The organism is Streptomyces parvus (genome assembly GCF_014648875.1).
Taxonomy (GTDB): Bacteria; Actinomycetota; Actinomycetes; order Streptomycetales; family Streptomycetaceae; genus Streptomyces; species Streptomyces parvus.
The window spans coordinates 1-25,270 of the sequence record NZ_BMRY01000012.1; the positions used below are offsets into that span (position 1 = coordinate 1).

At 70.5% G+C, this 25,270-nt stretch carries 23 protein-coding genes, 1 rRNA gene, 1 pseudogene and 1 riboswitch; of the genes and pseudogenes, 16 read left to right on the forward strand and 9 right to left on the reverse strand.

Going from position 1 to position 25,270, the window contains the following annotated elements; genetic code table 11:
- The 11 genes from rrf to IE140_RS29745 all read left to right on the forward strand — a co-directional run.
- A 5S ribosomal RNA gene (rrf, locus tag IE140_RS29695) occupies positions 1-77 on the forward strand; the annotation flags it as partial.
- Between the two features lie 168 nt (positions 78-245).
- A complete protein-coding gene (gene clsA / locus IE140_RS29700) occupies positions 246-854 on the forward strand; it encodes a cardiolipin synthase ClsA (RefSeq protein WP_150198312.1) in 609 nt (202 codons plus the stop codon).
- Between the two features lie 112 nt (positions 855-966).
- Positions 967-3,462, forward strand: a complete 2,496-nt coding sequence (locus tag IE140_RS29705) for a mannose-1-phosphate guanyltransferase (RefSeq protein WP_032765831.1) — start codon at positions 967-969, stop codon at positions 3,460-3,462.
- Positions 3,463-3,560: 98 nt separating this feature from the next.
- Positions 3,561-4,475, forward strand: coding sequence for a DUF881 domain-containing protein (locus IE140_RS29710; RefSeq protein ID WP_189460854.1), 915 nt, complete (start codon positions 3,561-3,563; stop codon positions 4,473-4,475).
- Entirely contained in the window at positions 4,472-4,804 is a 333-nt protein-coding gene (locus tag IE140_RS29715) for a small basic family protein (RefSeq protein WP_003970459.1), read from the forward strand. The genes IE140_RS29710 and IE140_RS29715 overlap by 4 nt, the downstream gene beginning before the upstream one ends.
- Positions 4,805-4,824: 20 nt before the next feature.
- Entirely contained in the window at positions 4,825-5,637 is an 813-nt protein-coding gene (locus IE140_RS29720; RefSeq protein ID WP_189460884.1) for a DUF881 domain-containing protein, read from the forward strand.
- 190 nt (positions 5,638-5,827) lie between these two features.
- On the forward strand, positions 5,828-6,607 hold the full coding sequence (locus tag IE140_RS29725) for an FHA domain-containing protein (protein ID WP_109177857.1): 780 nt from the start codon (positions 5,828-5,830) through the stop codon (positions 6,605-6,607).
- 42 nt (positions 6,608-6,649) lie between these two features.
- On the forward strand, positions 6,650-7,393 hold the full coding sequence (gene ftsR, locus IE140_RS29730; protein WP_150195527.1) for a transcriptional regulator FtsR: 744 nt from the start codon (positions 6,650-6,652) through the stop codon (positions 7,391-7,393).
- A gap of 53 nt (positions 7,394-7,446) precedes the next feature.
- Complete coding sequence (locus IE140_RS29735) at positions 7,447-7,920, forward strand: bifunctional nuclease family protein (RefSeq protein ID WP_006123076.1); 474 nt, start codon at positions 7,447-7,449, stop codon at positions 7,918-7,920.
- A 170-nt stretch (positions 7,921-8,090) separates the two neighbouring features.
- Complete coding sequence (locus IE140_RS29740; protein WP_093436060.1) at positions 8,091-8,717, forward strand: MerR family transcriptional regulator; 627 nt, start codon at positions 8,091-8,093, stop codon at positions 8,715-8,717.
- Positions 8,718-8,863: 146 nt separating this feature from the next.
- The gene (locus tag IE140_RS29745) at positions 8,864-10,312 is read left to right on the forward strand and encodes a DNA polymerase IV (RefSeq protein WP_093436062.1); all 1,449 of its coding nucleotides are present in this window, start codon (positions 8,864-8,866) and stop codon (positions 10,310-10,312) included.
- Here IE140_RS29745 and IE140_RS29750 read toward each other — a convergent pair.
- Positions 10,231-10,605: a PRC-barrel domain-containing protein gene (locus IE140_RS29750; RefSeq protein ID WP_032778678.1), complete on the reverse strand. Its 375-nt coding sequence runs from the start codon at positions 10,603-10,605 to the stop codon at positions 10,231-10,233. The two genes, IE140_RS29745 and IE140_RS29750, sit on opposite strands and share 82 nt — an antisense overlap.
- Before the next feature lie 132 nt (positions 10,606-10,737).
- Positions 10,738-10,835: riboswitch (glycine riboswitch) on the forward strand.
- Between the two features lie 194 nt (positions 10,836-11,029).
- Here IE140_RS29750 and gcvP point away from each other — a divergent pair.
- Positions 11,030-13,915, forward strand: coding sequence for an aminomethyl-transferring glycine dehydrogenase (gene gcvP / locus IE140_RS29755; protein WP_150195529.1), 2,886 nt, complete (start codon positions 11,030-11,032; stop codon positions 13,913-13,915).
- Positions 13,916-14,034: 119 nt separating this feature from the next.
- Here the strand turns inward: gcvP and IE140_RS29760 are convergent, their stop codons facing one another.
- On the reverse strand, positions 14,035-14,241 hold the full coding sequence (locus tag IE140_RS29760; protein ID WP_032778489.1) for a DUF5999 family protein: 207 nt from the start codon (positions 14,239-14,241) through the stop codon (positions 14,035-14,037).
- 330 nt (positions 14,242-14,571) lie between these two features.
- Positions 14,572-15,156 carry a hypothetical protein gene (locus IE140_RS29765; protein ID WP_006123068.1) on the reverse strand — a complete coding sequence of 195 codons (585 nt, stop codon included), beginning with the start codon at positions 15,154-15,156 and terminating at the stop codon, positions 14,572-14,574.
- Positions 15,157-15,638: 482 nt separating this feature from the next.
- Between IE140_RS29765 and IE140_RS29770 the strand changes: the two genes are divergently transcribed.
- Complete coding sequence (locus IE140_RS29770) at positions 15,639-17,144, forward strand: glutamate-cysteine ligase family protein (protein ID WP_093436068.1); 1,506 nt, start codon at positions 15,639-15,641, stop codon at positions 17,142-17,144.
- 200 nt (positions 17,145-17,344) lie between these two features.
- On the opposite strand, the gene IE140_RS29775 is transcribed toward IE140_RS29770, so the two are convergent.
- Positions 17,345-19,138, reverse strand: coding sequence for a substrate-binding and VWA domain-containing protein (locus IE140_RS29775; RefSeq protein ID WP_229826947.1), 1,794 nt, complete (start codon positions 19,136-19,138; stop codon positions 17,345-17,347).
- A gap of 164 nt (positions 19,139-19,302) precedes the next feature.
- Here IE140_RS29775 and IE140_RS29780 point away from each other — a divergent pair, with 164 nt between their 5' ends.
- On the forward strand, positions 19,303-20,103 hold the full coding sequence (locus IE140_RS29780) for a CPBP family intramembrane glutamic endopeptidase (protein WP_150195532.1): 801 nt from the start codon (positions 19,303-19,305) through the stop codon (positions 20,101-20,103).
- 64 nt (positions 20,104-20,167) lie between these two features.
- Here the strand turns inward: IE140_RS29780 and IE140_RS29785 are convergent, their stop codons facing one another.
- Together IE140_RS29785 and IE140_RS29790 are read right to left on the reverse strand one after the other, a co-directional pair.
- The gene (locus IE140_RS29785; RefSeq protein ID WP_150195534.1) at positions 20,168-20,989 is read right to left on the reverse strand and encodes a PhzF family phenazine biosynthesis protein; all 822 of its coding nucleotides are present in this window, start codon (positions 20,987-20,989) and stop codon (positions 20,168-20,170) included.
- A gap of 301 nt (positions 20,990-21,290) precedes the next feature.
- On the reverse strand, positions 21,291-21,686 hold the full coding sequence (locus IE140_RS29790; RefSeq protein ID WP_150195557.1) for a RidA family protein: 396 nt from the start codon (positions 21,684-21,686) through the stop codon (positions 21,291-21,293).
- Between the two features lie 117 nt (positions 21,687-21,803).
- Between IE140_RS29790 and IE140_RS29795 the strand changes: the two genes are divergently transcribed.
- Positions 21,804-22,775, forward strand: coding sequence for a helix-turn-helix transcriptional regulator (locus IE140_RS29795; protein WP_093810608.1), 972 nt, complete (start codon positions 21,804-21,806; stop codon positions 22,773-22,775).
- Positions 22,776-22,868: 93 nt separating this feature from the next.
- On the opposite strand, the gene IE140_RS29800 is transcribed toward IE140_RS29795, so the two are convergent.
- Both IE140_RS29800 and IE140_RS29805 read right to left on the reverse strand, forming a co-directional pair.
- The gene (locus IE140_RS29800) at positions 22,869-23,987 is read right to left on the reverse strand and encodes an NADAR family protein (protein ID WP_150195536.1); all 1,119 of its coding nucleotides are present in this window, start codon (positions 23,985-23,987) and stop codon (positions 22,869-22,871) included.
- 76 nt (positions 23,988-24,063) lie between these two features.
- A complete protein-coding gene (locus tag IE140_RS29805; RefSeq protein ID WP_150195538.1) occupies positions 24,064-24,633 on the reverse strand; it encodes a DinB family protein in 570 nt (189 codons plus the stop codon).
- A gap of 34 nt (positions 24,634-24,667) precedes the next feature.
- Here IE140_RS29805 and IE140_RS36245 point away from each other — a divergent pair.
- Positions 24,668-24,775, forward strand: a pseudogene (locus tag IE140_RS36245) (PadR family transcriptional regulator); the annotation flags it as partial.
- Here IE140_RS36245 and IE140_RS29810 read toward each other — a convergent pair.
- Positions 24,775-25,206 (reverse strand): type II toxin-antitoxin system Rv0910 family toxin, encoded by a 432-nt coding sequence (locus tag IE140_RS29810; RefSeq protein WP_093436088.1) that lies wholly within the window; start codon positions 25,204-25,206, stop codon positions 24,775-24,777. The pseudogene IE140_RS36245 and the gene IE140_RS29810 overlap by 1 nt on opposite strands.
- Positions 25,207-25,270: the final 64 nt, after the last annotated feature.

Below are 25,270 nucleotides of genomic sequence, written 5' to 3' on the forward strand. Positions count from 1 at the left end.
CGAACCCGGAAGCTAAGCCTTTCAGCGCCGATGGTACTGCAGGGGGGACCCTGTGGGAGAGTAGGACGCCGCCGAACAATCATTGCGGGAAGCCCCGTGCCCTTGTGGCACGGGGCTTTTCTGCGTTTCCGGACCCGGAGGGCCTTTCCCCTAGGTCTACCCCTCCACCCCCCTGCCCCCGACTGTGGAAGCTGAGGGTAAGGTCAGGGGGCATCATTGGCACGTTCTTCACAGGAGGCTCCCGGGTGGAGGTTCAGGAGACCCGGGTCCAGACGGACCGGGTCCTCACCATCCCCAACATCCTCAGCATGGCTCGCCTTGTCGGGGTACCGCTCTTCCTGTGGCTGATTCTTCGCCCCGTCTTCGGAGGGCCCAACAGCGACAACTGGGCGCTGCTGGTACTGATGCTCAGCGGCATCAGCGACTACCTCGACGGGAAGCTCGCCCGCAAGTGGAACCAGATCAGCAGCCTCGGGCGGCTCCTGGACCCGGCGGCCGACCGTCTCTACATCCTTTCCACCCTGGTAGGCCTCACCTGGCGGGAGATCCTGCCGCTCTGGGTCACCGCGCTGCTTCTGGCCCGGGAACTGATGCTTCTCGTGATGGTGGCCATCCTGCGCCGTCACGGCTATCCGCCGCCGCAGGTCAACTTCCTCGGGAAAGCTGCAACCTTCAACCTGATGTACGCGTTCCCCTTGTTGCTGCTCAGCGACGGGAGTGGTTGGCTGGCCACAGTGGCCGCCGTTTTCGGATGGGCGTTCGCAGGATGGGGTACAACGCTCTACTGGTGGGCAGGGATCCTCTACGTGGTTCAGGTCCGCCGGCTCGTGAAGGCGGACGCAGTAGCCGATTGAGCTCGTTGATGCGGTGCCGTGCAATGTGGCCGGTCCGCGGCAGATGGTGTGCATGATGCCCCGACGGGCGAAGTCGGCTGACCGTCGTCTCTTCTAGGAGGACGTTTCCGACATGAAGGCCGTCGTGATGGCTGGTGGCGAAGGCACACGTCTTCGCCCCATGACCTCGAGCATGCCCAAGCCGCTCCTGCCCGTGGCCAACAGGCCGATCATGGAGCACGTCCTGCGGCTGCTCAAGCGGCATGGGCTCAGCGAAACCGTAGTGACCGTCCAGTTCCTCGCCTCCCTCGTCAAGAACTACTTCGGGGACGGCGAGGAGCTCGGAATGGAGCTCACCTATGCCAACGAGGAGAAGCCACTCGGCACCGCTGGCAGCGTGAAGAACGCCGAGGAGGCGTTGAAGGACGACACGTTCCTCGTCATTTCCGGCGACGCGCTCACCGACTTCGACCTCACCGACCTCATCGCCTTCCACAAGGAAAAGGGCGGGCTAGTCACGGTCTGCCTCACCCGGGTTCCCAATCCGCTGGAATTCGGCATCACCATCGTGGACGAGAACGGTCAGGTCGAACGGTTCCTGGAGAAGCCGACCTGGGGACAGGTCTTCTCGGACACCGTGAACACGGGCATCTACGTCATGGAGCCCGAGGTCTTCGACTACGTCCAGGCCGACACGTCGGTCGACTGGTCCGGAGACGTCTTCCCTCAGCTGATGAAGGAGGGCAAGCCCATCTACGGCTATGTCGCCGAGGGCTACTGGGAGGACGTCGGCACCCACGAGAGCTATGTGAAAGCCCAGGCGGACGTCCTGGAGCGCAAGGTCGACGTGGAGATCGACGGGTTCGAGATCTCCCCCGGTGTGTGGGTCGCCGAAGGGGCTGAGGTCCACCCCGACGCGGTGCTGCGCGGGCCGCTGTACATCGGCGACTACGCCAAGGTCGAGGCCGACGTCGAAATCCGCGAACACACGGTGGTCGGGTCGAACGTCGTCGTCAAGACCGGGGCCTTCCTCCACAAGGCTGTGGTGCACGACAACGTCTACATCGGACAGCACAGCAACCTGCGCGGCTGCGTCGTCGGCAAGAACACCGACATCATGCGTGCGGCCCGTATCGAGGACGGCGCCGTCATCGGTGACGAATGCCTGGTCGGCGAGGAGTCGATCATCCAGGGCAACGTCCGGGTGTACCCCTTCAAGACCATCGAGGCCGGCGCGTTCGTCAACACCTCGGTCATCTGGGAGTCCCGAGGGCAGGCACATCTCTTCGGCGCACGCGGGGTCTCCGGAATCCTGAACGTCGAGATCACCCCCGAACTGGCCGTACGCCTGGCCGGTGCCTACGCCACGACCCTCAAGAAGGGTTCGACGGTCACGACCGCCCGTGACCACTCCCGAGGGGCCCGCGCCCTCAAGCGGGCCGTCATCTCGGCGCTCCAGGCCAGCGCCATCGACGTACGCGACCTGGAGAACGTACCGCTGCCCGTCGCACGTCAGCAGACCGCGCGAGGCAGCGCCGGCGGCATCATGATCCGTACGTCGCCCGGTGTGCCCGACTCCGTGGACATCATGTTCATCGACGAGCGGGGCGCGGATCTCTCGCAGGCGCAGCAGCGCAAGCTCGACCGGGTCTACGCACGCCAGGAGTACCGCCGTGCCTTCCCCGGGGAGATCGGGGACCTGCACTTCCCGTCCAGCGTGTTCGACTCGTACACCGGATCCCTCCTGCGGAACGTCGACGTCGAGGGCATCGCGGAATCCGGGCTCAAGGTCGTCGTCGACGCGTCCAACGGCAGCGCCGGGCTCGTTCTGCCCAGCCTCCTCGGACGGCTCGGGGTGGACGCGCTGACGATCAACCCCGGGCTCGACGAGGCGCGGCCCACGGAGTCCGCCGACACCCGGCGGGCCGGTCTGGTGCGGCTCGGGGAGATCGTGTCCTCCGCGCGGGCGGCCTTCGGGGTGCGCTTCGACCCAGTGGGCGAGCGGCTCTCCCTCGTTGACGAACTGGGCCGGATCATCGAGGACGACCGGGCTCTCCTGGTCCTCCTCGATCTCGTCGCCGCCGAGCGGCGCAGCGGCCGGGTCGCCCTGCCCGTGACGACCACGCGCGTCGCCGAGCAGGTGGCGGCCTACCACGGCACCCAGGTGGAGTGGACGACCACCTCGCCCGACGACCTGACCCGGGTGGGCCGTGAAGAGGACACCATCTTCGGAGGAGACGGGCGCGGCGGGTTCATCGTTCCCGAATTCAGCAGCGTCTTCGACGGGACCGCCGCCTTCGTCCGGCTCATCGGGCTCGTCGCACGCACCCAGCTCACCCTGAGCCAGATCGACGCGCGCATTCCCCGGGCACACGTCCTGCGCCGCGACCTGGCGACGCCGTGGGCCGTCAAGGGGCTCGTCATGCGCCGGGTCGTCGAAGCGGCCGGAGACCGCAGCGTGGACACCACCGACGGAGTCCGGGTGGTCGAGGCGGACGGCCGGTGGATCATGGTCCTGCCCGACCGGGCGGAAGCCGTCACCCATCTGTGGGCGGAGGGCCCGGACGACGCCTCGGCCCAGGCGCTCCTCGACGAGTGGGCCGCGGTCGTGGACAGCGCGGGAGACTGATCCGAGAACGGTGCGCCGCGATGCCCCGGGCAGGGGGGCCGCGGCGCACCGGTGGGGCCATTCGGCGGCAGCCTTGATGACGTGCGACGATGTGCGGCATGTCGCAGCAGTCCCCCGATCGGAGCACCGCCCCGCCGCCCGCACGCCCCGACGCCTCCATGTCGCTGCTGAACAACGTGATGGACCACAGCCTCGACGACGGGTACGCGGAGGCCTCGGCGCGGCGCAAGGTCGACGGGAGCGCGGGGCTGCCCCGGACGCTCAAGTCGAAGCTCGGCCTCGCCGCCGGACTGGTGGTGGCCGCCTTGGTGGTCACCCTCGGTGCCGCCGAGGCGCGGATCTCGGCTCCGGTCGTGGCCAAGGAGCGCGAAGAGCTGATCGACCGCATCAATGCCGAGACGGAGGCCGCGGACACCCTGGAGTCGAACGTCGACAAGCTCCGCGCCGATGTGAGCGAACGTCAGCGCAAGGCTCTCGAGCAGCACGGCGGGGACCAGGGGCAGCTGGTGGCCCTGCTGGCCGGGGCGACCCCGGTCGAGGGCCCCGGTGTGAAGCTGATCGTCGACGACGCGAAGAACACCGACCAGGGAGGCGGCGGGCCCCGGGAGTCCTCGGGCTTCGCCGACACCGGACGGGTGCGCGACCGGGACATGCAGCGCGTCGTCAACGGTCTGTGGGAATCCGGCGCCGAGGCCATCGCCATCAATGGGCAAAGGTTGACGGCCCTGTCGGCCATCCGTGCCGCCGGCGACGCCATACTGGTCGACAACAGACCGCTCGTACCGCCGTACACGGTGCTCGTGGTGGGGGACGGGAAGAAGCTCGCGACCGCGTTCCAGGACAGCGCCGACGGCCAGTACCTGCAGGCGCTCAAGGAGAGCTTCGACATCCGCACCAGCATCTCCGACCAGGCGAAGGTCCAGCTTCCGGCGGCGCCGAGCCTGATCGTCCGTACAGCAGAGCCGAAGGCCGCCGGCAGTGGTGCGGCAGACACAGGGAAGGGCACATCGTGATCGCCGTACTGGGCCTCGTCGTGGGAGTCGTGGTCGGACTGTTGGTCCGGCCCGAGGTGCCGGCGGTGGTCGAGCCCTACCTGCCGATCGCGGTGGTCGCCGCGCTCGACGCCGTGTTCGGCGGACTGCGGGCCATGCTCGACGGCATCTTCGTCGACAAGGTCTTCGTGGTCTCCTTCCTCTCCAACGTCGTGGTGGCCGCGCTGATCGTCTTCCTCGGCGACAAGCTGGGCGTCGGCGCCCAGCTCTCCACGGGTGTGGTGGTCGTGCTCGGCATCCGGATCTTCTCCAACGCCGCCGCGATCCGCCGGCACGTCTTCCGGGCGTGAGGCCGATGAACAACGAGCCGATGAACAACGACGAGAACCCCCGCAGCCAACAGCCCGAGGGCGGCGCGTCCGCCGTCCCGGACGCCCCCGTGCCGCCGTCCCCGGCCAAGGAGGCGACCGGTCGGCAGCGGCTCAAGGCGGGCCTGTGGCCGCCGCGGCTGAGCCGTGCCCAACTGATCGTCGCCGTCCTGCTGTTCGGGCTCGGCCTGGGGCTCGCCATCCAGGTGCGGTCCACCAACGACGACAGTGCGCTGCGCGGCGCCCGGCAGGAGGATCTGGTCCGCATCCTCGACGAGGTCGACGACCGGACCCAGCGCCTGGAGGACGAGAAGCAGCGCCTGGACGACCAGCGCACCGAGCTGGAGAACAGCTCCGACCAGGCCGAGGAGGCCCGGAAACAGACGCTGGAGAAGGAACGCCAGCTCGGCATCCTCGCGGGCACCGTCGCGGCACAGGGCCCCGGCATCACGCTGACGATCACCGACCCCGCGCGTGCGGTCGCGCCCGACATGCTGCTCGACGCCCTTCAGGAGCTGAGGGCGGCGGGGGCCGAGGCGATCGAGGTCAACGGGGTGCGGGTGGTGGCCAACACCTACTTCTCCGGGGGCGCCGGGGACGTCCAGGTCGACGGGAAGAAGATCGAAGCGCCGTACGAGTTCACGGTGATCGGCAAGCCGCAGGATCTGGAGCCCGCCCTCAACATCCCCGGCGGCGTGGTCCAGACGCTGGAGAAGGAGCAGGCCACCGTGCTCGTGGAGCGGTCCGACGACATCGTCGTCGACGCCTTGCGACCGGCGCAGCGGCCTGACTACGCTCGGTCGTCCTCCCCGTGATCGGGGCGGGCGTGGGGGCCGGTCGACCGGGTCGGGCGGTTGCGGGGGGTCGCCGCACCGGATTGGTGGTGCGTGGTGGAAACTGTCGGGTGGATACGGACGTTGTGAAGATGTCCGGGTCGGCAGGTGTGTTCAATCAGGGTTCGTCCTGCCCCACGGGCGGGTCTATGTCGGTCAAGGGGAATCGCCCGTGAAGTTGTTTGCGAAGTTGTTCGGGAAGAGTGCACGCGAGGACAGCAACAGTGCTGCCCGCCACCGCGCTCCGCGCCACGCTCAGGGCGAGGAGCAGGAGGCGGAGCGTCCGCTCTTCCGCGACGAGGTGTCCGGAGCCCCGGGGGGTGACGGCGTGTCGGCTGTTGACCCTGCCGGTGCCGGACGCATAGGTTTCGGCGCACCATCAGCCTCGAGTACGGGTGGAGGGTTCACCCCGGAGGGCTCGTCGATGCCGGTCTGTACGAGGTGCGGTCACCGCAACGCGGAGGCCAGCAAGTTCTGCTCCAACTGCGGCACGCCGCTGCGGGGCGGCGTTCCCGAGCGTCCCTCGGAGACGACCTCCACGATCTCCATCTCCGGTCTCGAGGCGTACGAGGCGGAGGCGACCGGTCAGACCTCTCTGCCCTCGCTCTCCCCGGAGGCCCAGGCCGCGGTCGACGCGCTGCCCGCGGGCTCGGCGCTCCTGGTCGTGCGGCGCGGCCCGAATTCCGGCAGCCGCTTCCTGCTCGACAGCGATCTGACCACGGCCGGCCGTCACCCGCAGAGCGACATCTTTCTCGATGACGTGACCGTGTCGCGGCGTCATGTGGAGTTCCGCAGGAGTCCGGAAGGTAGCTTCACCGTGGGTGATGTCGGCAGCCTCAACGGCACCTACGTCAACCGTGAGCGCATCGATTCGGTCCCGCTGTCCAACGGCGACGAAGTCCAGATCGGAAAGTACCGCCTGGTCTTCTATGCGAGCCCGCGGGGCGTGTGACCAGCCCCCGGACTCCGTCCGGGGGGACCCCCAGGAAGGCCCATGCTGCGAACACCGACAGGCGGTGCCGGACACGGCACCGCCACCGCGGAAGCGCGACCGATGAGCATCGGAACGGTGCTCATCCAGCTGCGCGAGGAGTTTCCCGAAGTCACCATCTCCAAGATCCGGTTCCTGGAGGCCGAGGGGCTCATCGAGCCGCAGCGCACTCCTTCCGGATACCGGAAGTTCGCCCCGCGTGATGTGGAGCGCCTGGCCCAGGTGCTCCGGATGCAGCGGGATCACTACCTCCCGCTGAAGGTCATCCGGGAGCACCTGGACGCGCTGGCCCGGGGGGAACAGCCCGTTCTGCCCTCGCCCGGTGCGCAGCGGGACCTCGCCGACGGGGTGTGGGAGGCCGGCCCCGGTGCGCCGACCGCCGCCCGGATCGGGCGGGCCGAGCTGCTCGCGGCCGCCGAGGTCGACGAGGAGCGGCTGACAGAGTGGGAGTCCTACGGGCTCATCGTCCCGTCCCCTGACGGCGGCTACGACGCCGAGATAGTGACCGTCGCCAAGCTGGTGGCGGATCTGGGTCGTTTCGGTCTGGAACCACGTCACCTTCGGGCCATGCGGGCCTCCGCCGACCGGGAGGCGGGACTGGTGGAGCAGGTGGTCGCACCCCTGCGCCGGCACCGTAATCCGCAGACCAGGGCCCATGCCGAGGCCACCGCGAACGAGCTCGCCGAGCTGTCCGTACGGCTGCACGCGGCGCTCGTGCAGAGCGCTCTGCGCACCCGTCTGCACTGACCTCGGCGGTGCCCGACTACCCAAACATGGCGAGCACGTCCTAGGGTTGCTGTGTGAACGAGCTCGACGTTGTCGGTGTCCGGGTGGAAATGCCCTCCAACCAACCGATCGTTCTCCTGCGTGAAGTGGGAGGCGACCGGTACCTCCCCATTTGGATCGGTCCGGGGGAGGCGACCGCGATTGCCTTCGCCCAGCAGGGCATGGCTCCCGCCAGGCCGCTGACCCATGACCTGTTCAAGGATGTCCTCGAGGCCGTGGGCCAGGAGCTCACCGAGGTCCGCATCACGGACCTGCGCGAAGGGGTCTTCTACGCGGAGCTCGTCTTCGCCAGCGGAGTCGAGGTGAGCGCCCGGCCCTCCGACGCCATAGCGCTCGCCCTGCGGACCGGCACGCCGATCTACGGCAGTGACGGCGTGCTGGACGATGCGGGCATCGCGATCCCCGACGAGCAGGAGGACGAGGTGGAGAAGTTCCGCGAATTCCTCGACCAGATCTCTCCGGAGGACTTCGGTACGAACAGCCAGTGACCGTCCCGCAAGGGGGTGCCGTCAGCGCATCCGACAAGCCTTTCCCGGAAACAAGACACGGGAAACCACCCTCAGGGTGATTATCACTCGGCGTGCCGAGTGTGGCGATCGTTGACGCACCCCGAGTGACTGCCTACCTTCGAGTGGGCAGGTCAAGGACGGAGGTCGGCGTGAGAAGCAGCGGCGACGGAGCGGCGGCGGGTGGGCCGTATCCGCAGCACGGCAGTGGAGCCGACCACACCATCAGGCAGCCGGTTCAACCGGCGGCGGTGGCAGCGGGCGGTACGGCAGCGGCGAGCAGTGGCGACGACATCGGCTATCGCGGCCCGACGGCGTGCGCGGCGGCGGGGATCACCTACCGCCAACTGGACTACTGGGCGCGCACGGGGCTGGTCGAGCCCAGTGTGCGCCCGGCCTACGGGTCGGGGACCCAGCGTCTCTACAGTTTCCGGGACGTGGTCCTCCTCAAGATCGTAAAGCGGTTCCTGGACACCGGGGTAGCGCTGCAGAACATCCGCACCACGGTCCAGCATCTGCGGGACCGGGGTTTCCAGGACCTCGAACGCATGACGCTGATGAGCGACGGGGCCACGGTCTACGAATGCTCCTCGCCCGACGAGGTCGTCAGCCTGCTCCAGGGCGGGCAGGGTGTCTTCGGCATCGCCGTCGGCGTCGTCTGGCGCGACGTGGACGCGGCGCTCTCGCAGCTGCACGGCGAGCGGGTCGACACCGGCGAGACGCTCATCGGCCACAACCCCGCGGACGAGCTGGCCCGGCGGCGTAACCGCGCGGGCTGAGCACCCCGGGCCGAGGAGCCCGACGCGACTGTACGACGTGACAGCGCGACCGTACGACGTGACAGGACGACGGACACGGGACGGTCCGATGCCCCACGGGGTGCCGGACCGTCCCGTTGTCAGTGCCGTAGGGCAGCATCGAGGGTGTGAGACCCGCGCCCACCATCCTTCACCTGGACATGGACGCCTTCTACGCCTCGGCGGAGCAGGCGGCCAAACCGAGTCTGCGCGGCAAGGCGGTCGTGGTGGGCGGCCTCGGCCCGCGCGGAGTGGTCGCCACCGCCTCGTACGAGGCCCGGCGCCTGGGCGTGCACTCGGCGATGCCCACCGCGCAGGCCCGGCGGCTCGCACCCAACGCTGCCTACCTGGTGCCCCGCTTCTCGCTGTACCGGACGGTGAGCGACCAGGTGATGGAGCTGCTGGGGCGGCTGTCCCCCCTGGTGGAGCCGCTCAGCCTGGACGAGGCCTTCGTGGACCTGGAGGCCGGCGGGACGGCGGACGACTCGGCCTCGGCCCGTGCCACGGGGGAGGGGCTGCGGGCCGCCATCCGGGCGGTGACCGGCCTCAGCGGATCCGTCGGACTCGCGGGCTCCAAGATGCTCGCCAAGATCGCCTCCGAGGAGGCCAAGCCCGACGGGCTGCTCCTCATCGAGCCGGGTACCGAGCGCGAGCTGCTCGCCCCCATGTCCGTACGCATCCTGCCGGGGGTCGGCCCGGCCACCGGCGACCATCTCCGGCGCGCGGGGATGACCACCGTCCACGACCTGGCCGAGGCAGGTGAGGCGGAGCTCGTACGGCTGGTCGGCAAGGCCCACGGCCACGGGCTCCACCGGATGGCGCTGGGCCTCGACGACCGGCCGGTGGTCGCCGAACGGGACGCCAAGTCCGTATCGGTGGAGGACACCTTCGACGTGGACCTGCACGACCGGGTGCGGGTGCGTGCCGAGGTCGAGCGGCTGGCCGTGCGGTGCGTGGAGCGGCTGCGCGCCGCCGACCGGTCGGGCCGCACGGTGGTGCTGAAGGTGCGCCGCTACGACTTCTCCACCCTGACCCGCTCCGAAACGCTCAGAGGCCCCACGGACGACCCCACGGTGGTCCGCGAGGCGGCGGCGCGGCTGCTGGAGTCCGTCGACACCACGGGCGGCGTACGGCTCCTGGGGGTCGGGGTCACGGGGCTCGCCGACTACACCCAGGAGGACCTGTTCGCCCAGGCCGCCGATGCCCGGGAGCTCGCGCAGCGGGACCGGGAGCACTACGCGCCGGCCGCGGAGGAGCCCGTTCCGGAGCCCGAGGCGGACAGCGCCGATCAGCTCGCCGCGCGGCGCTGGCCGGCCGGACACGACGTGCACCACGAGGAGCACGGGCACGGCTGGGTGCAGGGCAGCGGGATCGGCCGGGTCACCGTCCGGTTCGAGGAACCGTGGAGCGCGCCCGGCCGGGTCCTCACCTTCCGGATCGACGACCCGCTGCTTCGGCCCGCCGATCCGCTGCCGCTCGTCCGCGAGAGTCCTGACTACTCCTCCTGGCCGGCCAGCCTGCCGAAGTCCCGGTCGTCGGGGGCCGCGGCCTCCGGGGGCGGGGAGTCCAGCCCGTAATGCCGGTAGAGCTGCAGTTCCTGTTCGGGCGAAAGGTGCCGGCCGACGCCGAAGTCCGGCGCGCCCTTGATCAACGCCCGGTCGAAGGGGACGCGCAAAGCGTCCTCGACGAATTCGCTGGGCTCCAGCGGGACGAAGGCGTCCCTGCTGAACAGGCCGGTGCGCACGGCAGCCCACTCGGGCACCCCGGTCGCGTCGTCGAGATAGACCTCATCCACCGTTCCGATCTTGGCGCCCTTGCGATCGAAGGCCTTGCGGCCGATCAGGCGGCGCGGATCGATGTCCGTCTGCACGGTGCCTCCCACTGGTCGCGGACTGCTCACGGCGGTCCTGTCGCTCCACCAGCACCAGACAAATGCAGATCCGTGGTGTCGGCCACTCGAGAGCTCCGGCGCGGAGGCCGCTGGTACGCTGGCAGTGGCTGCTGACCCCGTGCGGGAGAGTCCTCCGGTGGAGAATCCGGAGGCGCCGAAGGAGCAACTCCTCCCCGGAATCTCTCAGGCCCCCGTACCGCACGGACGAGGTCACTCTGGAAAGCAGGGCGGATCCGTGCGGGCGCAGGCCCGGGTGGACCCTGACCCTCACCGACGGTGAAAGTCGGCACGCCCCCGGGCGGGCCGGTGAAGCTCTCAGGTTGAGATGACAGAGGGGGAGGCCGTCCGGGCACCCGCGCCGTGGTGCCCCTCGCAGGTCGTGACAGACCAGGAGGCCTCCACCATGACCCCCCGTCGCACTCCGCTCTCCCAGCTGGAGCAGGGCATTCCGTTCGAGCAGCGCCACATAGGGCCCGATGCCGAGGCCCAGGCGAAGATGCTCGCCCAGGTCGGCTACGGCTCCCTCGACGAGCTGACCGCCGCCGCGGTGCCCGACGTGATCAAGAGTGCGGAGGCCCTGAACCTTCCCTCGGCGCGCACCGAGGCGGAGGTGCTGGCCGAGCTGCGCTCGCTGGCCGACCGCAACGAGGTGCTGGCCCCGATGATCGGCCTCGGCTACTACGGCACCTTCACCCCGCCCGTCATCCTGCGCAACGTCATGGAGAACCCCGCGTGGTACACGGCCTACACGCCGTACCAGCCGGAGATCTCCCAGGGCCGCCTCGAAGCCCTCCTGAACTTCCAGACGATGGTCGCCGAGCTGACCGGGCTGCCCACCTCCGGCGCCTCCCTGCTCGACGAGGGCACCGCGGCCGCCGAGGCGATGGCCCTCGCCCGGCGCGTCGGCAAGGTCAAGAAGGGCGTCTTCCTGGTCGACGCCGACACCCTGCCCCAGACCGTCGCGGTCATCGAGACCCGCGCCGAGCCCACCGGTGTCGAGGTCGTCGTCGCCGACCTGAGCGAGGGCATCCCCGCCGAGATCGCCGAGCGCGGCATCTTCGGCGTCCTGCTCCAGTACCCGGGTGCCTCCGGTGCCGTCCGCGCCATCGGGCCCGTCATCGAGCAGGCCCACGAACTGGGCGCGATCGTCACCGTCGCCGCCGATCTGCTGGCCCTCACGGTGCTCACCTCGCCCGGCGCGCTCGGCGCCGACATCGCGGTCGGCACCACCCAGCGCTTCGGCGTGCCGATGGGCTTCGGCGGCCCGCACGCCGGCTTCATGGCGGTCCGCGAGAAGTTCGCCCGCTCCCTGCCCGGCCGCCTCGTCGGCGTCTCCGTCGACGCCGACGGCAACAAGGCCTACCGCCTGGCCCTCCAGACCCGCGAGCAGCACATCCGCCGCGAGAAGGCCACCAGCAACATCTGCACCGCGCAGGTCCTGCTCGCCGTGATGGCCGGGATGTACGCCGTCTACCACGGCCCCGAGGGGCTGCGGACGATCGCCCGCCGCACCCACCGTTACGCCGCGATCCTCGCCGACGGTCTCCGTAGCGCCGGGGCCGACGTCGTGCACGGCGCGTTCTTCGACACCCTGACCGTCCGGGCCCCCGGCAAGGCGGCCGGCATCGTCGCCGACGCCCGCGAGCGCGGGGTCAACCTCCGCCTCGTCGACGCCGACCACGTCTCCATCGCCTGCGACGAGACCACCACCCGCTCCCAGATCTCCGCCGTCTGGGCGGCCTTCGGCGCCGAGGGCGATGTCGAGGCGCTGGACGCCACGGTCGCCGACGCGCTGCCCGAGGCGCTGCTGCGCTCCGACGACATCCTGACCCACCCGGTCTTCCACCAGCACCGCTCCGAGACCGCGATGCTGCGCTACCTGCGCAAGCTCGCCGACCGCGACTACGCGCTGGACCGCGGCATGATCCCGCTCGGCTCCTGCACCATGAAGCTGAACGCGACCGCCGAGATGGAGTCGATCACCTGGCCCGAGTTCGGCGCACTGCACCCCTTCGCACCGGCCGAGCAGGCGCAGGGCTTCCTCACCCTCATCCGTGAGCTGGAGGAGCGCCTGGCGGAGGTCACCGGCTACGACGCGGTGTCCATCCAGCCCAACGCGGGCTCCCAGGGCGAGTTCGCCGGTCTGCTGGCCGTCCGGGCATACCACCGGGCCAACGGCGACGACCAGCGCACCGTCTGCCTCATCCCGTCCTCCGCGCACGGCACCAACGCCGCCAGCGCCGTCATGGCGGGCATGAAGGTCGTCGTGGTGAAGACCGCCGACGACGGCGAGGTCGACATCGCGGACCTGCGCGCCAAGATCGAGCTGCACCGCGACGAGCTGGCCGTCCTCATGATCACCTACCCGTCCACGCACGGGGTGTTCGAGGAGCACGTCGCCGACATCTGCGGCGAGGTGCACGACGCGGGCGGCCAGGTGTACGTCGACGGCGCCAACCTCAACGCGCTGGTCGGGCTCGCCAAGCCCGGCAAGTTCGGCGGCGACGTCTCCCACCTGAACCTGCACAAGACCTTCTGCATCCCGCACGGCGGCGGCGGCCCCGGCGTCGGCCCGGTCGGTGTCCGCGCCCACCTCGCCCCGTACCTGCCCAACCACCCGCTCCAGCCCGGCGCGGGCCCGGAGACCGGTGTGGGCCCGATCTCGGCCGCCCCCTGGGGCTCCGCGGGCATTCTGCCGATCTCGTGGGCGTACGTCCGTCTGATGGGCGGCGAGGGCCTCAAGCGGGCCACGCAGGTCGCCGTGCTGGCCGCGAACTACATCGCCAAGCGCCTGGAGCCGCACTTCCCGATCCTGTACAACGGCCCGGCCGGACTGGTCGCGCACGAGTGCATCGTGGACCTGCGCCCGATCTCCAAGGCGACCGGCGTCTCCATCGACGACGTCGCCAAGCGCCTGATCGACTACGGCTTCCACTCGCCGACCATGTCGTTCCCGGTGGCCGGCACGCTGATGATCGAGCCGACCGAGAGCGAGGACCTCGCGGAGCTCGACCGGTTCTGCGACACCATGATCGCGATCCGCGCCGAGATCGAGAAGGTCGCGTCGGGGGAGTGGAGCGCGGACGACAACCCGCTGACCAACGCCCCGCACACCGCCGCCGCGCTCGGCGGTGACTGGGAGCACGGCTACAGCCGCGAGGAGGCCGTCTTCCCGGCCGGCGTCTCCGCCGCCGACAAGTACTGGCCGCCGGTGCGCCGCATCGACGGGGCCTTCGGCGACCGGAACCTGGTCTGCTCCTGCCCGCCGCTGGACGAGTACGACAACTGAATCAGCCTGTCACAGGGCGTGCGCCGGGAGCGGCGCGCGCCGGACATGCGTCGGGGCCGGTGCGGAGATCTCTCCGGGCCGGCCCCTTTTTCCGTATGGCTTCTTCCGTACGGCCGCTCTCAGGCGGCCTTCACCGCGCGGCCGGCTGCCAGCGGCCGGTGCGGGGCGATGATCTGCCCGTCGGGCAGCAGTTCGCCGGTGTCCTCGAAGAGCAGGACGCCGTTGCACAGGAGGCTCCACCCCTGTTCGGGGTGGTGGGCGCTCAGGCGGGCGGCCTCCCGGTCGGGCGAATCAGCGGTGGGGCAGGGTGGCTGGTGCTGGCACATGGATGGGTTCTTTCGCTGCGTCGAGTCGAATGTCCTGCGGCTGGATGAGTCGTTCATGGCCGCCCCCGTATCAGTCGGTCCGGTCCCAGTGTTGCCCTACGGGGAAGATTCCGCAGGGATTTCGCTGCAGCACCCGTACTCCTCCCATGACGCATCACCCGCGCGGACGGTTCACCGCAACTGCACGGTCCCTTTGGGTGGTTCGGGGTGGCCGGATGGGGCTAGTCCGAGCGGGCAGCACAGCGCCCCCGCAGTGCCCCCCTTCCGTCGCCCGGCGTGCTGAGGGCGGATGAGGGGCGCCACGGGGGCGCTGTGCCGGGCCGGCGTCGGTCAGGCCGAGCTGAGGAGCGGCCCGGGGGCCACCCGCAGCGAGATGACGGGCAGCAGATCGGCGACCCGGTGCGGGCGGTGCGCGGCGATGCCCGGCGGGGCCGGAGCCAGGGGCACCAGGACGTCCGTCGGAGCGAGCACCCCGCCGGAGGGATCGGCCTCGGTGTCGCCGTGCAGCCACAGGGTGAGCATGTACAGCTCCGGGATGGACAGCAGCCGCGCCTGGCAGCCGGTGGCCGACGCCTCCGCCTGCCGGACGGCCAGTTCCGTCGAGGCGAGGTAGGGGCCTTCGAAGAAGTGCGAGAAGGTCCAGCCGTCGGGGGTGAGCACGGTGTCCGCCGCGGCGACCGCGCGGCCCTCGCTCCGGATCAGGAAACGCCAGGCCGCCAGGCGGGTCAGCGGCGCGGCCCCGGTGGGGGCGATCCGGTCCAGCACATGGACGGGAAGCGGTAGTTCGGGGCTCAGCGGTCCCTGGACGGACCGGAGAGCGGAGGTGCGGGCTTCGCGGACGGCGGTGGGAGAACCGAGGGCCGCGAGAACGCTGCGCAGGGCGGGCGCGGGAGCCGAGGGAACATGCAGCGGCATAGTGGGTCGCCTCTCACTTCGGAGACACGGTGGAGCTTGGGCGGGTGCAGACGGCGCTGTCGGCGTGCGGGCCAGAGGAGGCCGGTGACGGGCGAGTCGTATCAACTCTCTGCCTCGTTGAGCGGAGTTTATATGACGCGTGTTCACACAGTGTTTCCGCTAGCAGTCGGGGATATGCCACGCAAGGCGTCATCCGGCCTTCGAAACGCGGTATTCCTGAGGATTTGATCTGCCGCGGCCGACTCCGACCTGGCACCCTTCCGGTGGTACGGACGGCCGAAACTCATCGGTGTTTTCACCACGCATGATCCAGCTGAAAATGCCCCGTGCCGCATGCCTTGGGAATGTGCCCCCGGTCTCCTGCAACCAGACTATCGGGTATCGGAGGCCCGTGGGGGCGTTACGGATCACTCTCGCTGGGCATTATCGATCGTGATGCGCGGCCTGGGCCGCGGGCCGCCCACTGGAGGAGGGACCCCTCGATGGGGGAGAAGGTCGTGGCGGGAGCCGTTGACCTGTCCGATCGACAGGAGTACCGGACGAAGCTCAACCGGTGCCTGGAGGGGCTGGGGAGGCTTCTGGAGGAGCGGAGGTTCGACCGTCCGCGGAACCTGATGGGGCTGGAGATAGAGCTGAATCTCGCGGGTTCCGACGGGCTGCCCCGGATGATGAATCAGCAAGTGCTCCGACGCATCGCGAGCCGGGATTTCCAGACCGAACTGGGGATGTTCAATCTCGAAGTGAATATCGTTCCGCACCGCCTCGGCGGCCGGGTATTCGATCAGCTCTCGGAGGAGTTGCGGACCGGCCTCGCCTATGCGCACCGGAAGGCGGGGGAGGTCGACGCGGGGATCGTGATGATCGGAATCCTGCCCACCCTGGGGGAGCACGACGTGGTGTCCGCGAATCTCTCGGACGTGGACCGCTACACCCTGCTCAACGACCAAATGGCGGCCGCCCGGGGGGAGGATTTCGCCCTGGATATCGAGGGCGTCGAGCGATTGGTCTGCACCTCGCCCTCGATCGCCCCGGAGTCGGCCTGCACCTCGGTCCAGCTGCATCTCCAGGTGACACCGGCCCGGTTCGCCGACGTCTGGAACGCCGCGCAGGCGATCACCGGCGTCCAGATCGCGCTGGGAGCCAACGCCCCGTTCCTGTTCGGCAAGGAGCTGTGGCGCGAGTCCCGGCCGCCCCTGTTCCAGCAGGCCACCGACGTACGGCCGCCGGAGCTGGCGAACCAGGGCGTACGCCCCAGGACCTGGTTCGGGGAGCGCTGGATCAGCTCCGCGCACGAGCTGTTCGAGGAGAACCTGCGGTACTTCCCCCCGCTCCTGCCGATCTGCGACGACGAGGACCCCCTGGAGGTGCTGGACGGGGGCGGGGTGCCCGAGCTGGGCGAGCTGGTGCTGCACAACGGCACCGTCTACCGCTGGAACCGCCCGGTGTACGGGATCGCCGACGGTGTTCCCCATCTGCGGGTGGAGAACCGCGTCCTGCCCGCCGGGCCGACGGTCACCGACGTGATCGCCAACGCCGCGTTCTACTACGGGCTCGTCCGGGCGCTCGCCGAGGAGTCCCGGCCGGTGTGGAGCCGGCTGCCGTTCGAGGCCGCCGAGGAGAATTTCACCGAGGCCTGCCGGCACGGCATCGAGGCCGAGCTGCTCTGGCCCCGGCCGGGCCGTTCCGGCGGGCTGGCCAGGGTCCCCGCCGTACAGCTGGTTCTGGAGGAACTGCTGCCGCTGGCCGCCGCCGGTCTGGACGCCTGGCACATCGAGCCCGCGGACCGGGACCGCTATCTCGGCGTGATCGAGGAGCGGTGCAGGCGGCGCGTCAACGGGGCCTCCTGGCAGGTCGCCACGTACGACCGGGCCCTGGACGCCGGGCTCGGGCGGGAGGCGGCACTCGCGGCCATGACGCGGCGCTACGCCGAGCTGATGCACGCGGGGGAGCCGGTGCACACCTGGCCGGTGGGCTTCCCGGCGCCCTGAGGGCGGTCATACGCGGGGAGCGACGGGACCGGACCGGCCGGTGGACCCGTCGCTCCGGTGCGGTGCGGTGCGGCGGGTCGGGACCGTTGTCACGCTGCGGTCGGTCAGGACCTCGTTCCGGTGCGGTCGGTCGGGACCCTCGTTCCGGTGCGGTGCGGCCGGGCCCGCAGCGCCGGTGCGGTGTGGCCGCTTCGGGCCCCTCACTCCTGGGCGGCGCGTCCGTTCTGACCCGCCGCCATGATGGCCTGGAGGATCACCGCCTGGATCTCCGCCGGGTCGCTCACCTCGTAGCCGTCGCCGCCGGTGACCCGGGCGATCTCGGCGACCTCGTCGCGGTCCGCGTCCGGGCCCACCGCGATCGCGATGACCGGGACGGGGCGCTCCGGATCGACGAGCGCCTTCAGCTCCGTGATGAGGCCGCTCCGCGAGATGCCGTTCGTGTCCTGGTTGGAGCCGTCGGTGAGGATCACCAGGGCGTTGAACTTCCCTTTCACATACGTCGACCTGGCCTCCTTGTACGAGGCCAGCGTGGTGTCGTACAGCCCGGTGGCGCCGCCGGGCACCGGCTGGAGCCCCGCGAACGCCGCTGTGAGTTTCTCGCGGTGGGTTCCGCCGCCCGCCGCCGGGTCGCCGAGCCGCTTCGTCTCCATGAGCCGCCGGAAGTCCTTCTCGCCGTCCAGCGTGGTGGCGAACTCCCACAGCCCGATCTCGTCGTCGGGCGTGAACTGGTCCAGCGCCTGGATCAGCGAGTCCTTGGTGACGTCCATCCGGGACTGGTTCCGCCCCGGCACGAGCGTCGCCATGGAGCCCGAAGCGTCGACCACCGTGGTCAGCCGGGCGCTCTGCACGGTGATCGTCCACATCCCCAGCGTCTCCTGGAGCGCCTCGGCCGAGGGCGCCTCGGCGGCCGGTTCCGCGTACGGCTGGGGCTTCCTGCCGCCGGCCGCCGCGACGAGGGAGTCCTCCGCACTGCCGTCACCGGCCCGGAACCCGTGCTCGGCGAACGTGGCCCGAGCCTCCCGGTCGCCCAGCAGGTTCATGAAGCGCAGGGCCGCGCGGGACTCCGCGGTGCTCAGCCGTGGCTCGTTCACCAGCGTGTACGGGTAGTCCAGCAGCGGAGTGCCGTCCTCCGGGTAGAAGAGGTCCAGCTTGCCGGCGCCGGTCGCCTCCGCGTTGTGGGCGAAGGCAGCCTGTTCGGAGATCAGGACCGCCTGGTTGCGCTTCGGATTGCCCTCCTCGGCCCCGGACGTGCTCCGCGCCAGGGTCTCCAGCACCTGTGCATCGCCGTCCGACATCCGCTCGGCGAGCACCTTCGCGGTCTGGGCGACCCGGGTGTCGCTGTCCCCGCCCTGCCGTGCGGACGAGGCGCCGATGCCGGCGAGCGCCAGCAGCCCGGTGGCGCTGCGCGCCGGGTCGGCGGCACCGAGGCGTACCCGGTTCGAACCGAGCGCCCCGGCGACCAACTCGGCCCAGGTGTACGCCTTACGGGGCCAGCCCAGGGCCCGTGAGGCGGACGGCACCATGGCGAGGGCCACGGGGGAGGAGGCCACCGAGTCGGACGGCGAGACGGGGATGCCCTCGCCCAGCCCCTTGGCCCGCTCCAGCCACAGATCGGAGTCGGGCAGCCAGACCTGGAAGTCGGGTTCCGCGTCTCCTGCCGCGAGGGCTTCGGCGACCTTGTGCGCATCGCGGGCCAGCACCTCCACGGCGAGGCAGCGGCCGTCGGCCTTCACCTCGTCGGCGCGGGCCTGCTCGGCTATGGAACGTACGGCGGGGGCGATGTCCGGGGACGCGACCACGGACAGGTGCACCGCGGAGTCCTCGCAGGACTCGGAGAACGACAACAGGCCGCCCTTGGCCGCGACAGCCGTTCCCGTCGCCACGGCGAGGACGAGCAGGGTGGCGATGGCGACCGTACGACGTCGGCGCCGGGTGCTCGGGTGGCCCCGGCGTCCCTCCGCCGCGTGGCTGTCGGGCAAGCTATGACGTCCCATGTCGGTGGTACCCCTCCTTGAGGATCAAACAAGGAAAAGGGGGACCCGACCATCAGTGATGGTGGTCGTCCCCCGGCCTGTCGCGCATGATCTTCGTACCTGTATTCGAGACCCTGGCGGGACGGTCGGTGGGATGAGACGCGATTGCAGAACAAAAGGCAGGTGTGCAGGTGGAGGCCGGGCGCGTGGCTGAATATTGTCCCCAAGAGGCCGTGTCACGAAGGATCCTGCGGTCCGAGGTGGTGCTGGTCCTGGCGCTCTCCCTGGGCGCCAGCGCACTGTCGGCCCTCATCAGTTTCATCGGATCCCTGACGAAACCGGGAGGATTGAAGGACCAGGCGGCGACGCTCAACGGCTCGTACGCTCCGGGCCGCCCATGGCTTGATCTGGCATGGCAAATGTTCGGGATCGCAACGGCTCTGGTGCCGGTCGCGCTGGTCGCGCATCTGCTGATCCGGGAGGGGGCGGGCCTGCGGGCCATTGGCTTCGACCGTACGAAGCCCTGGTTCGACCTCGGCCGGGGAACCCTCGTCGCGGCCGGCATCGGCAGCGCCGGCCTCGCCTTCTACCTCGTGGCCCGTGCCACCGGATTCAACCTGACGGTCGTTCCCGAGTCCCTGCCCGACGTCTGGTGGAAGTTCCCCGTACTGATTCTCTCGGCGATCCAGAACTCCGTGGTGGAGGAGGTCATCGTCGTCGGGTATCTGCTGCGCAGGCTCGGGCAGTTGGGCTGGACGCCGATGGCCGCCCTGGTGGCCAGCTCCGTACTGCGCGGGTCCTACCACCTGTACCAGGGGATCGGCGGCTTCATCGGCAACGTGGTGATGGGCGTCGTCTTCGTGCTGCTCTACCGGCGCTGGGGCCGGGTGGGCCCGCTGGTCGTCGCGCACGCGCTCCTGGACATCGGGGCGTTCGTCGGGTACGCGCTGCTCGCGGGCCGGGTGGACTGGCTGCCGACGCCGTAGGGGAACGCCCCCGGGGCCGGAGCCGCTCCGGGGGCCGGAACCCCGTAGGGGGCGCTTCGGGGGGTCAGAAGGTGGTGAGCAGTTCGCCGTCGATCACCGTGACCGCGGCACCGGTCAGCAGGGTGCGCTCACCGCGCAGCGCGGTGCGGACCAGCCCCGAGCGGGCGGACGCCTGGAGCCCGGTGAGGTCGTCGCGGCCGAGGCGGGCCGACCAGAAGGGGGCCAGCGCGGTGTGGGCGCTGCCGGTGACCGGGTCCTCGTCGATGCCGACGCCGGGGAAGAAGCCGCGCGAGACGTAGTCGTAGCCCCCGGTGGGGGCCTCGGCAGCGGCGGTGGCGATCACGCCGCGCCGGGAGTGGGCCGCCAGGGCGGCGAAGTCCGGGGCGAGCGCTCGTACGGTCGCCTCGTCGCGGAGCTCGACGAGCAGGTCGCCGATGTGCTCGCCGGTGTCGTGCACCGAGACGGGGTCGGCCCCGAGGGCATCGGCGAGTCCGTACGGCACCGGCTCCTCGGACAGCGGGGAGGTCGGGAAGTCCAGGGTGAGGGAGCCGTCCGGGTGGGCGGTCGCGCTGAGGATCCCGCAGCGCGCGGTGAAGCGCACCGGGCCCGTGGCCAGGCCCGCGGTGTGCAGGACGTGGGCGGTGGCGAGCGTCGCGTGCCCGCACATGTCGACCTCGGTGACCGGGGTGAACCAGCGCAGCGCCCAGTCGGCCGTGCCGCCCGGCGGCAGCGGGTGGGCGAAGGCCGTCTCGGAGAGGTTGACCTCTGCGGCGATCTCCTGAAGGCGTTCGGCGGCCGGGAACGCGCCGCCCTCCAGCAGGAGCACGCCGGCGGGGTTGCCGGAGAAGGGGCGGTCGGTGAACGCGTCGACGATGCGAATCCTCATGTGCCGACCGTAGGGCGGCGGCGCGGGGAGCGGCCAAGGCCAATTCGCGGTGTCTGGCTCCTGCGCCGTCGAACGGACCGGTTCAGACGGGCCGGGGGGTGTCCGTACGGAGGCGCCGACGGCGGTCCGGGCCGCGCGTGGCCTTGTGGCACACGTCAAAGCGGGAGCCCTTCGGTGGGCTGGTCCCAGGAGTCGCAGGAGTCGCAGGAGTCGAGGGAGTCGCGGGAGTCGCAGGGAACGAGCGAAGGCGTCGCGTCCGCCGGTCCGGCCCTGTTCGTGCCGGACCGGCGGCGAGGCCGCGTCAGGCGACGGCGGTGCCCTCCAGCTCGACCATCAGCCCGGGGAGCGCGAGCCGGGTCACCCCGAGCATCGTGCTGGCCGGGGCCACCCCGGCCGCGCCCAGCCGTCCCGCCAGCGTGCCGTAGTGCTGGAAGAGCAGATCGACGTCGGTCGTGTAGACGTTGAGCCGGACGAGGTTCGCGAGAGACATGCCGGCCTCGCCCAGGACGGCCTCCAGATTGTCGACGCTCAGCGCCAACTGGGCCGCCAGGTCGCCGTCGTGCCGGGGCTTGCCGTCTTCGCCGGTCGCGGTCTGCCCGGCGATGTACAGGGTCCGGGACTGTCCGGAGACGAGCTCGCCCTGGTTGAAGCCCAGGTCGACTGACCAGGTCACCGGGTTGACGGCTGTTCGTTCCACTGCCACTTCAGCTCCGTTCGATCGAGGGGGTGCGCACATGTCCGCGTGCGTACGTCGCGAGGGGAGCCTCCCAAGCAATGACGACACCCTCGGTCAGGTATTCGCTAGGGTTCCCGCATGCGTGCCGACCGACTGGTCTCGCTGGTCCTGCTGTTGCGTCAGCGCGGCCGGCTGACCGCCGACACCCTGGCCCGCGAGCTGGAGGTGTCCACCCGCACGGTGCTGCGCGACATCGAGGCGCTGTCCTCGGCCGGCGTCCCGGTCTACGCCGAACGCGGCCGGCACGGGGGGTTCGCGCTGCTGCCCGGGTTCCGGACCGAGCTCACCGGGCTGAACCACGACGAGGCCCTCGCCCTGCTGGCCGCCGGATCGGGGCGCGGGGAGCAGGTGTTCGGGCTCGGGGCGGCGCTCGCCTCGGCCATGCGGAAGGTGGTCGACGCGCTGCCCGAGAGCCATCAGGCCGCCGCGGGCGACGCGGCCCAGCGGTTCCTCGTCGATCCGGAGACCGATCTGCTCTCCCGCCGCACGGTCACCGACGAGGTGCCCGACGCCACCATGATGGCGGTCCGCCGCGCCGTGCTCGCCGGGCGCAAGCTGCGTATCCACTACGCGGCCACGGGCCGGGCACCGCAGTGGCGCACGGTGGACCCGATCGGCCTGGTGACCGTACGGGACCGGGGATATCTGCTGGCCACGCGATCCGGCGAGGACCGCACCTACCGCCTGTCGCGCGTGCTGGCGGCGGAGGAACTGCCCGAGGCGGCGGAGCGGCCGGACCGCGTCGACCTGGACCGGATCTGGCGGGAACGTTCCGCGCGGTTCCTCTCCGACGACCACATCACCGCGCTGGTACGGGTGAGCCCGCTGCGACGGGAAGAACTGCTGCGTACCGTGCGGGCCGTCCGCGCGGAGGGCCCCGAAGCGGACGGCTGGTCGCGGCTGGAGGTGACTTTCCAGGACGCCCGGCACGCCGAATGGGCGTTGTGGCAGCTCGGTACGGACGCGGAAGCCCTGGCTCCGCAGTCCTTGCGCAGCGCCTTGCGCGACCGGGCGGCCACGATCGTGGACCGCTACGGGGACGCGCCCTGAGGGAAGGGGCGTGCACGGGGCCGTCTCATGAAGGCCCGGTCTGCCCGGTCTGCCGGTCCCGCCTGTCTTCCCCGGTCTGCCCGGTCTGGCCGGTCACAGTCCGGGGATTCCGTTTCGCCGCAGGTGCAGTTCGGATCGGACGAGTTCGAGGAGACGGCCGGCCCAGTTGCGGCCGCGGCCGCCGTTGTCGCCCCAGAAGGCCGACTCCATGTCGTCGTAGATCAGGGTGGCGTCGTCCGTCGCCAACAGGATCTCGGCCAGCTCGAAATGCTGGTCGTACTTGGCGCGGAGCAGGCCGGTCATGACGGCGGCCCGGCGGTGCTCCCAGCCCTCACGGCGGGGTGCCGCGGCCGCGAGCCGGCGTGCCGCGGCAGCGGTGTCCGCCGCGGTGATCGCGCTGCTGACCTCCGGCTGCGCGACCGACAGGGCCCAGTAGGCGTGGGCGACAGAGGGGTGGAGGACTTCCCCGACGGTGATGGGGGCGGGGTAGTCGTTACGCAGTCCGCGGTGGCCGGGGTCGGCCACCGGCTTGTTCGGATACGACTGGTAGAGGTGGATCGGGGGTGCGTGCGGGGTCGCCGGTCCGTCCGCCGGGACGCGCTTGTCGTGTTCCCGCCTCCAGTGGGCGCGCTCCTCGAAGTACGCGAGGGCCCTGTCGTAACTCTCCTGCGAGACCGGAGGGTCGCCCGGCAGGTAGGTCCGGCCCCCGAGCCCGGCCACCAGAACCCGCAGCGGCCAGTCCTTGCTGTCCATGTCGCCCAGCGCCGAGCGGCGCCGGGAAGCCGGGACGGCGAGGAACGCGGCCTCCGCCGCGGCTCGGTTCTCCTCGGTCCGGTCTGCGAGGAAGACGTCGACGGCTGCCAGGCAGCGGCCGGTCGAGTCGGGCCGTTCGTTCAACTGGTCGATGGTGTCGCGGACTTCGGCGATGACCAGTTCCGGGGTGAGCCGGCTCCGCGGCTCGCCGAACTTCCAGCTCGCCAGATGGTGCGCGGATGCCTCCGCACCGTCCGGGAGGGTGGTGGCCACCCAGCCGGTCCGCAGCTTCTCCTCGAACTCCTCGATCGTGACCAGGCCCCAGCAGTCGATGAGTCCGTCGGCGTAGATGAAGAGGTCGGTGAGGAAGTACCTGCCGTTGCGGATGAAGGCGTGCCGCCAGGTTCCGGGTATGCGGACGCCGTCCGCGACGCGATAGGTGATCCGTCTGCCGATCATCCCGCGATTGTGCCGCAGGGGTCGTCGGGCGGACCTTGATTTCCGGCGCCGAAGCTCGATCGCCCGTTGCCGGACGTCATGTGCGGCGGGGCATGGCTCCGTCCCGCCGGAGGTAGAGGTCGCGCAGCAGGGAGATCTCGGCGCCGTGGTGGATCAGCTCCCTGTTGACGTGCAGGACCCTGTTCTCCATGGGAAACCGCTCGGGACCCACCGCGGGCGGGTCGTCCAGGTCGGCGTCCGAGAGCTTGCGGACCCCCGTGTTCCATCTCCCGTACATCTCATCGAACTGTTCCAGGGCCTCGTCGGCGGTCCCCGCGTAGGCGAATGTCCGGGAGTCGACGTCCTGGCCGCCGAAATACCATCCGACCCGATAGCCCAGGCACGAGACGATGATGTGCGCCAGCCGCCAGGCGATCGTGGTCACCGGCGCGGGCGTCGGCACCAGGTCGGGGGGCGCGGAGTCCATCGTCCATTCCCCCGAGCCTGCCGGCATCGGTGCGGCCGACGTACCACGTGGCCGGATGCTCCAGCAGTCACGCACCGGCTCCCAGAAGTACTCCTCGTCGGTGAGGCCGTCCAGCCGTGGCCGCAGGTTCTTGTGCCAGTACCAGTCCAACTGGTCCGCGAGCTGCTCGCTTCGTGTCATCGCCGCACACTACAGACCCGCCGAGCGGAGTGATCGTCGCCGTCCGCGGCGTGGTGACGTGCGGGCGTCGATGCCGGCTCTGCTGAAGGACCGCCCGATGCACGGTTACGAGATGATCCAGGAGATCGGTGCGGGAGTGGGTCAGGGAGTGACGAGCCCGCCGAGCTTTCGCAGCGACTCCTGGAGCGCCGCCGTCGCGGAGTCCGTGAGCTTGCCGCCCATCAGTGAGACCGCCGCGCCGGTGAACTCCCCGTCGATGCGCACCGTTGTGGCGTCGCCCTCCGGAGTCAGGGCGTACCGCATGGCCAGGCTGACCCCCATCGGGCCCTTGCCGCGGGTCGCCAGCAGGCGGCCCTGCTCCAGGGCGTCGACCGTCCAGGTCACCTCGGCCGGGAAGCCCATGAGCTTCATGTTCTCCTCGTAGGTGGCCCCGGCCTTCAGCTCGGCCGGGCCGCCCCCGGGGAAGCCGGTGTGGGTGGCGTTCCACTCCCCGTACGACGAGAAGTCCGTCAGGCGGTCCCAGACCTTCTCGGCGGGTGCCTCGATGCGTGCCTCGGCGCTGACTTCGGCCATGCGACCACCCCTGGTTCGTCCGGTATCGGTGTCGCGGAACGTAGCGGGGGGTGCGCCAACATTC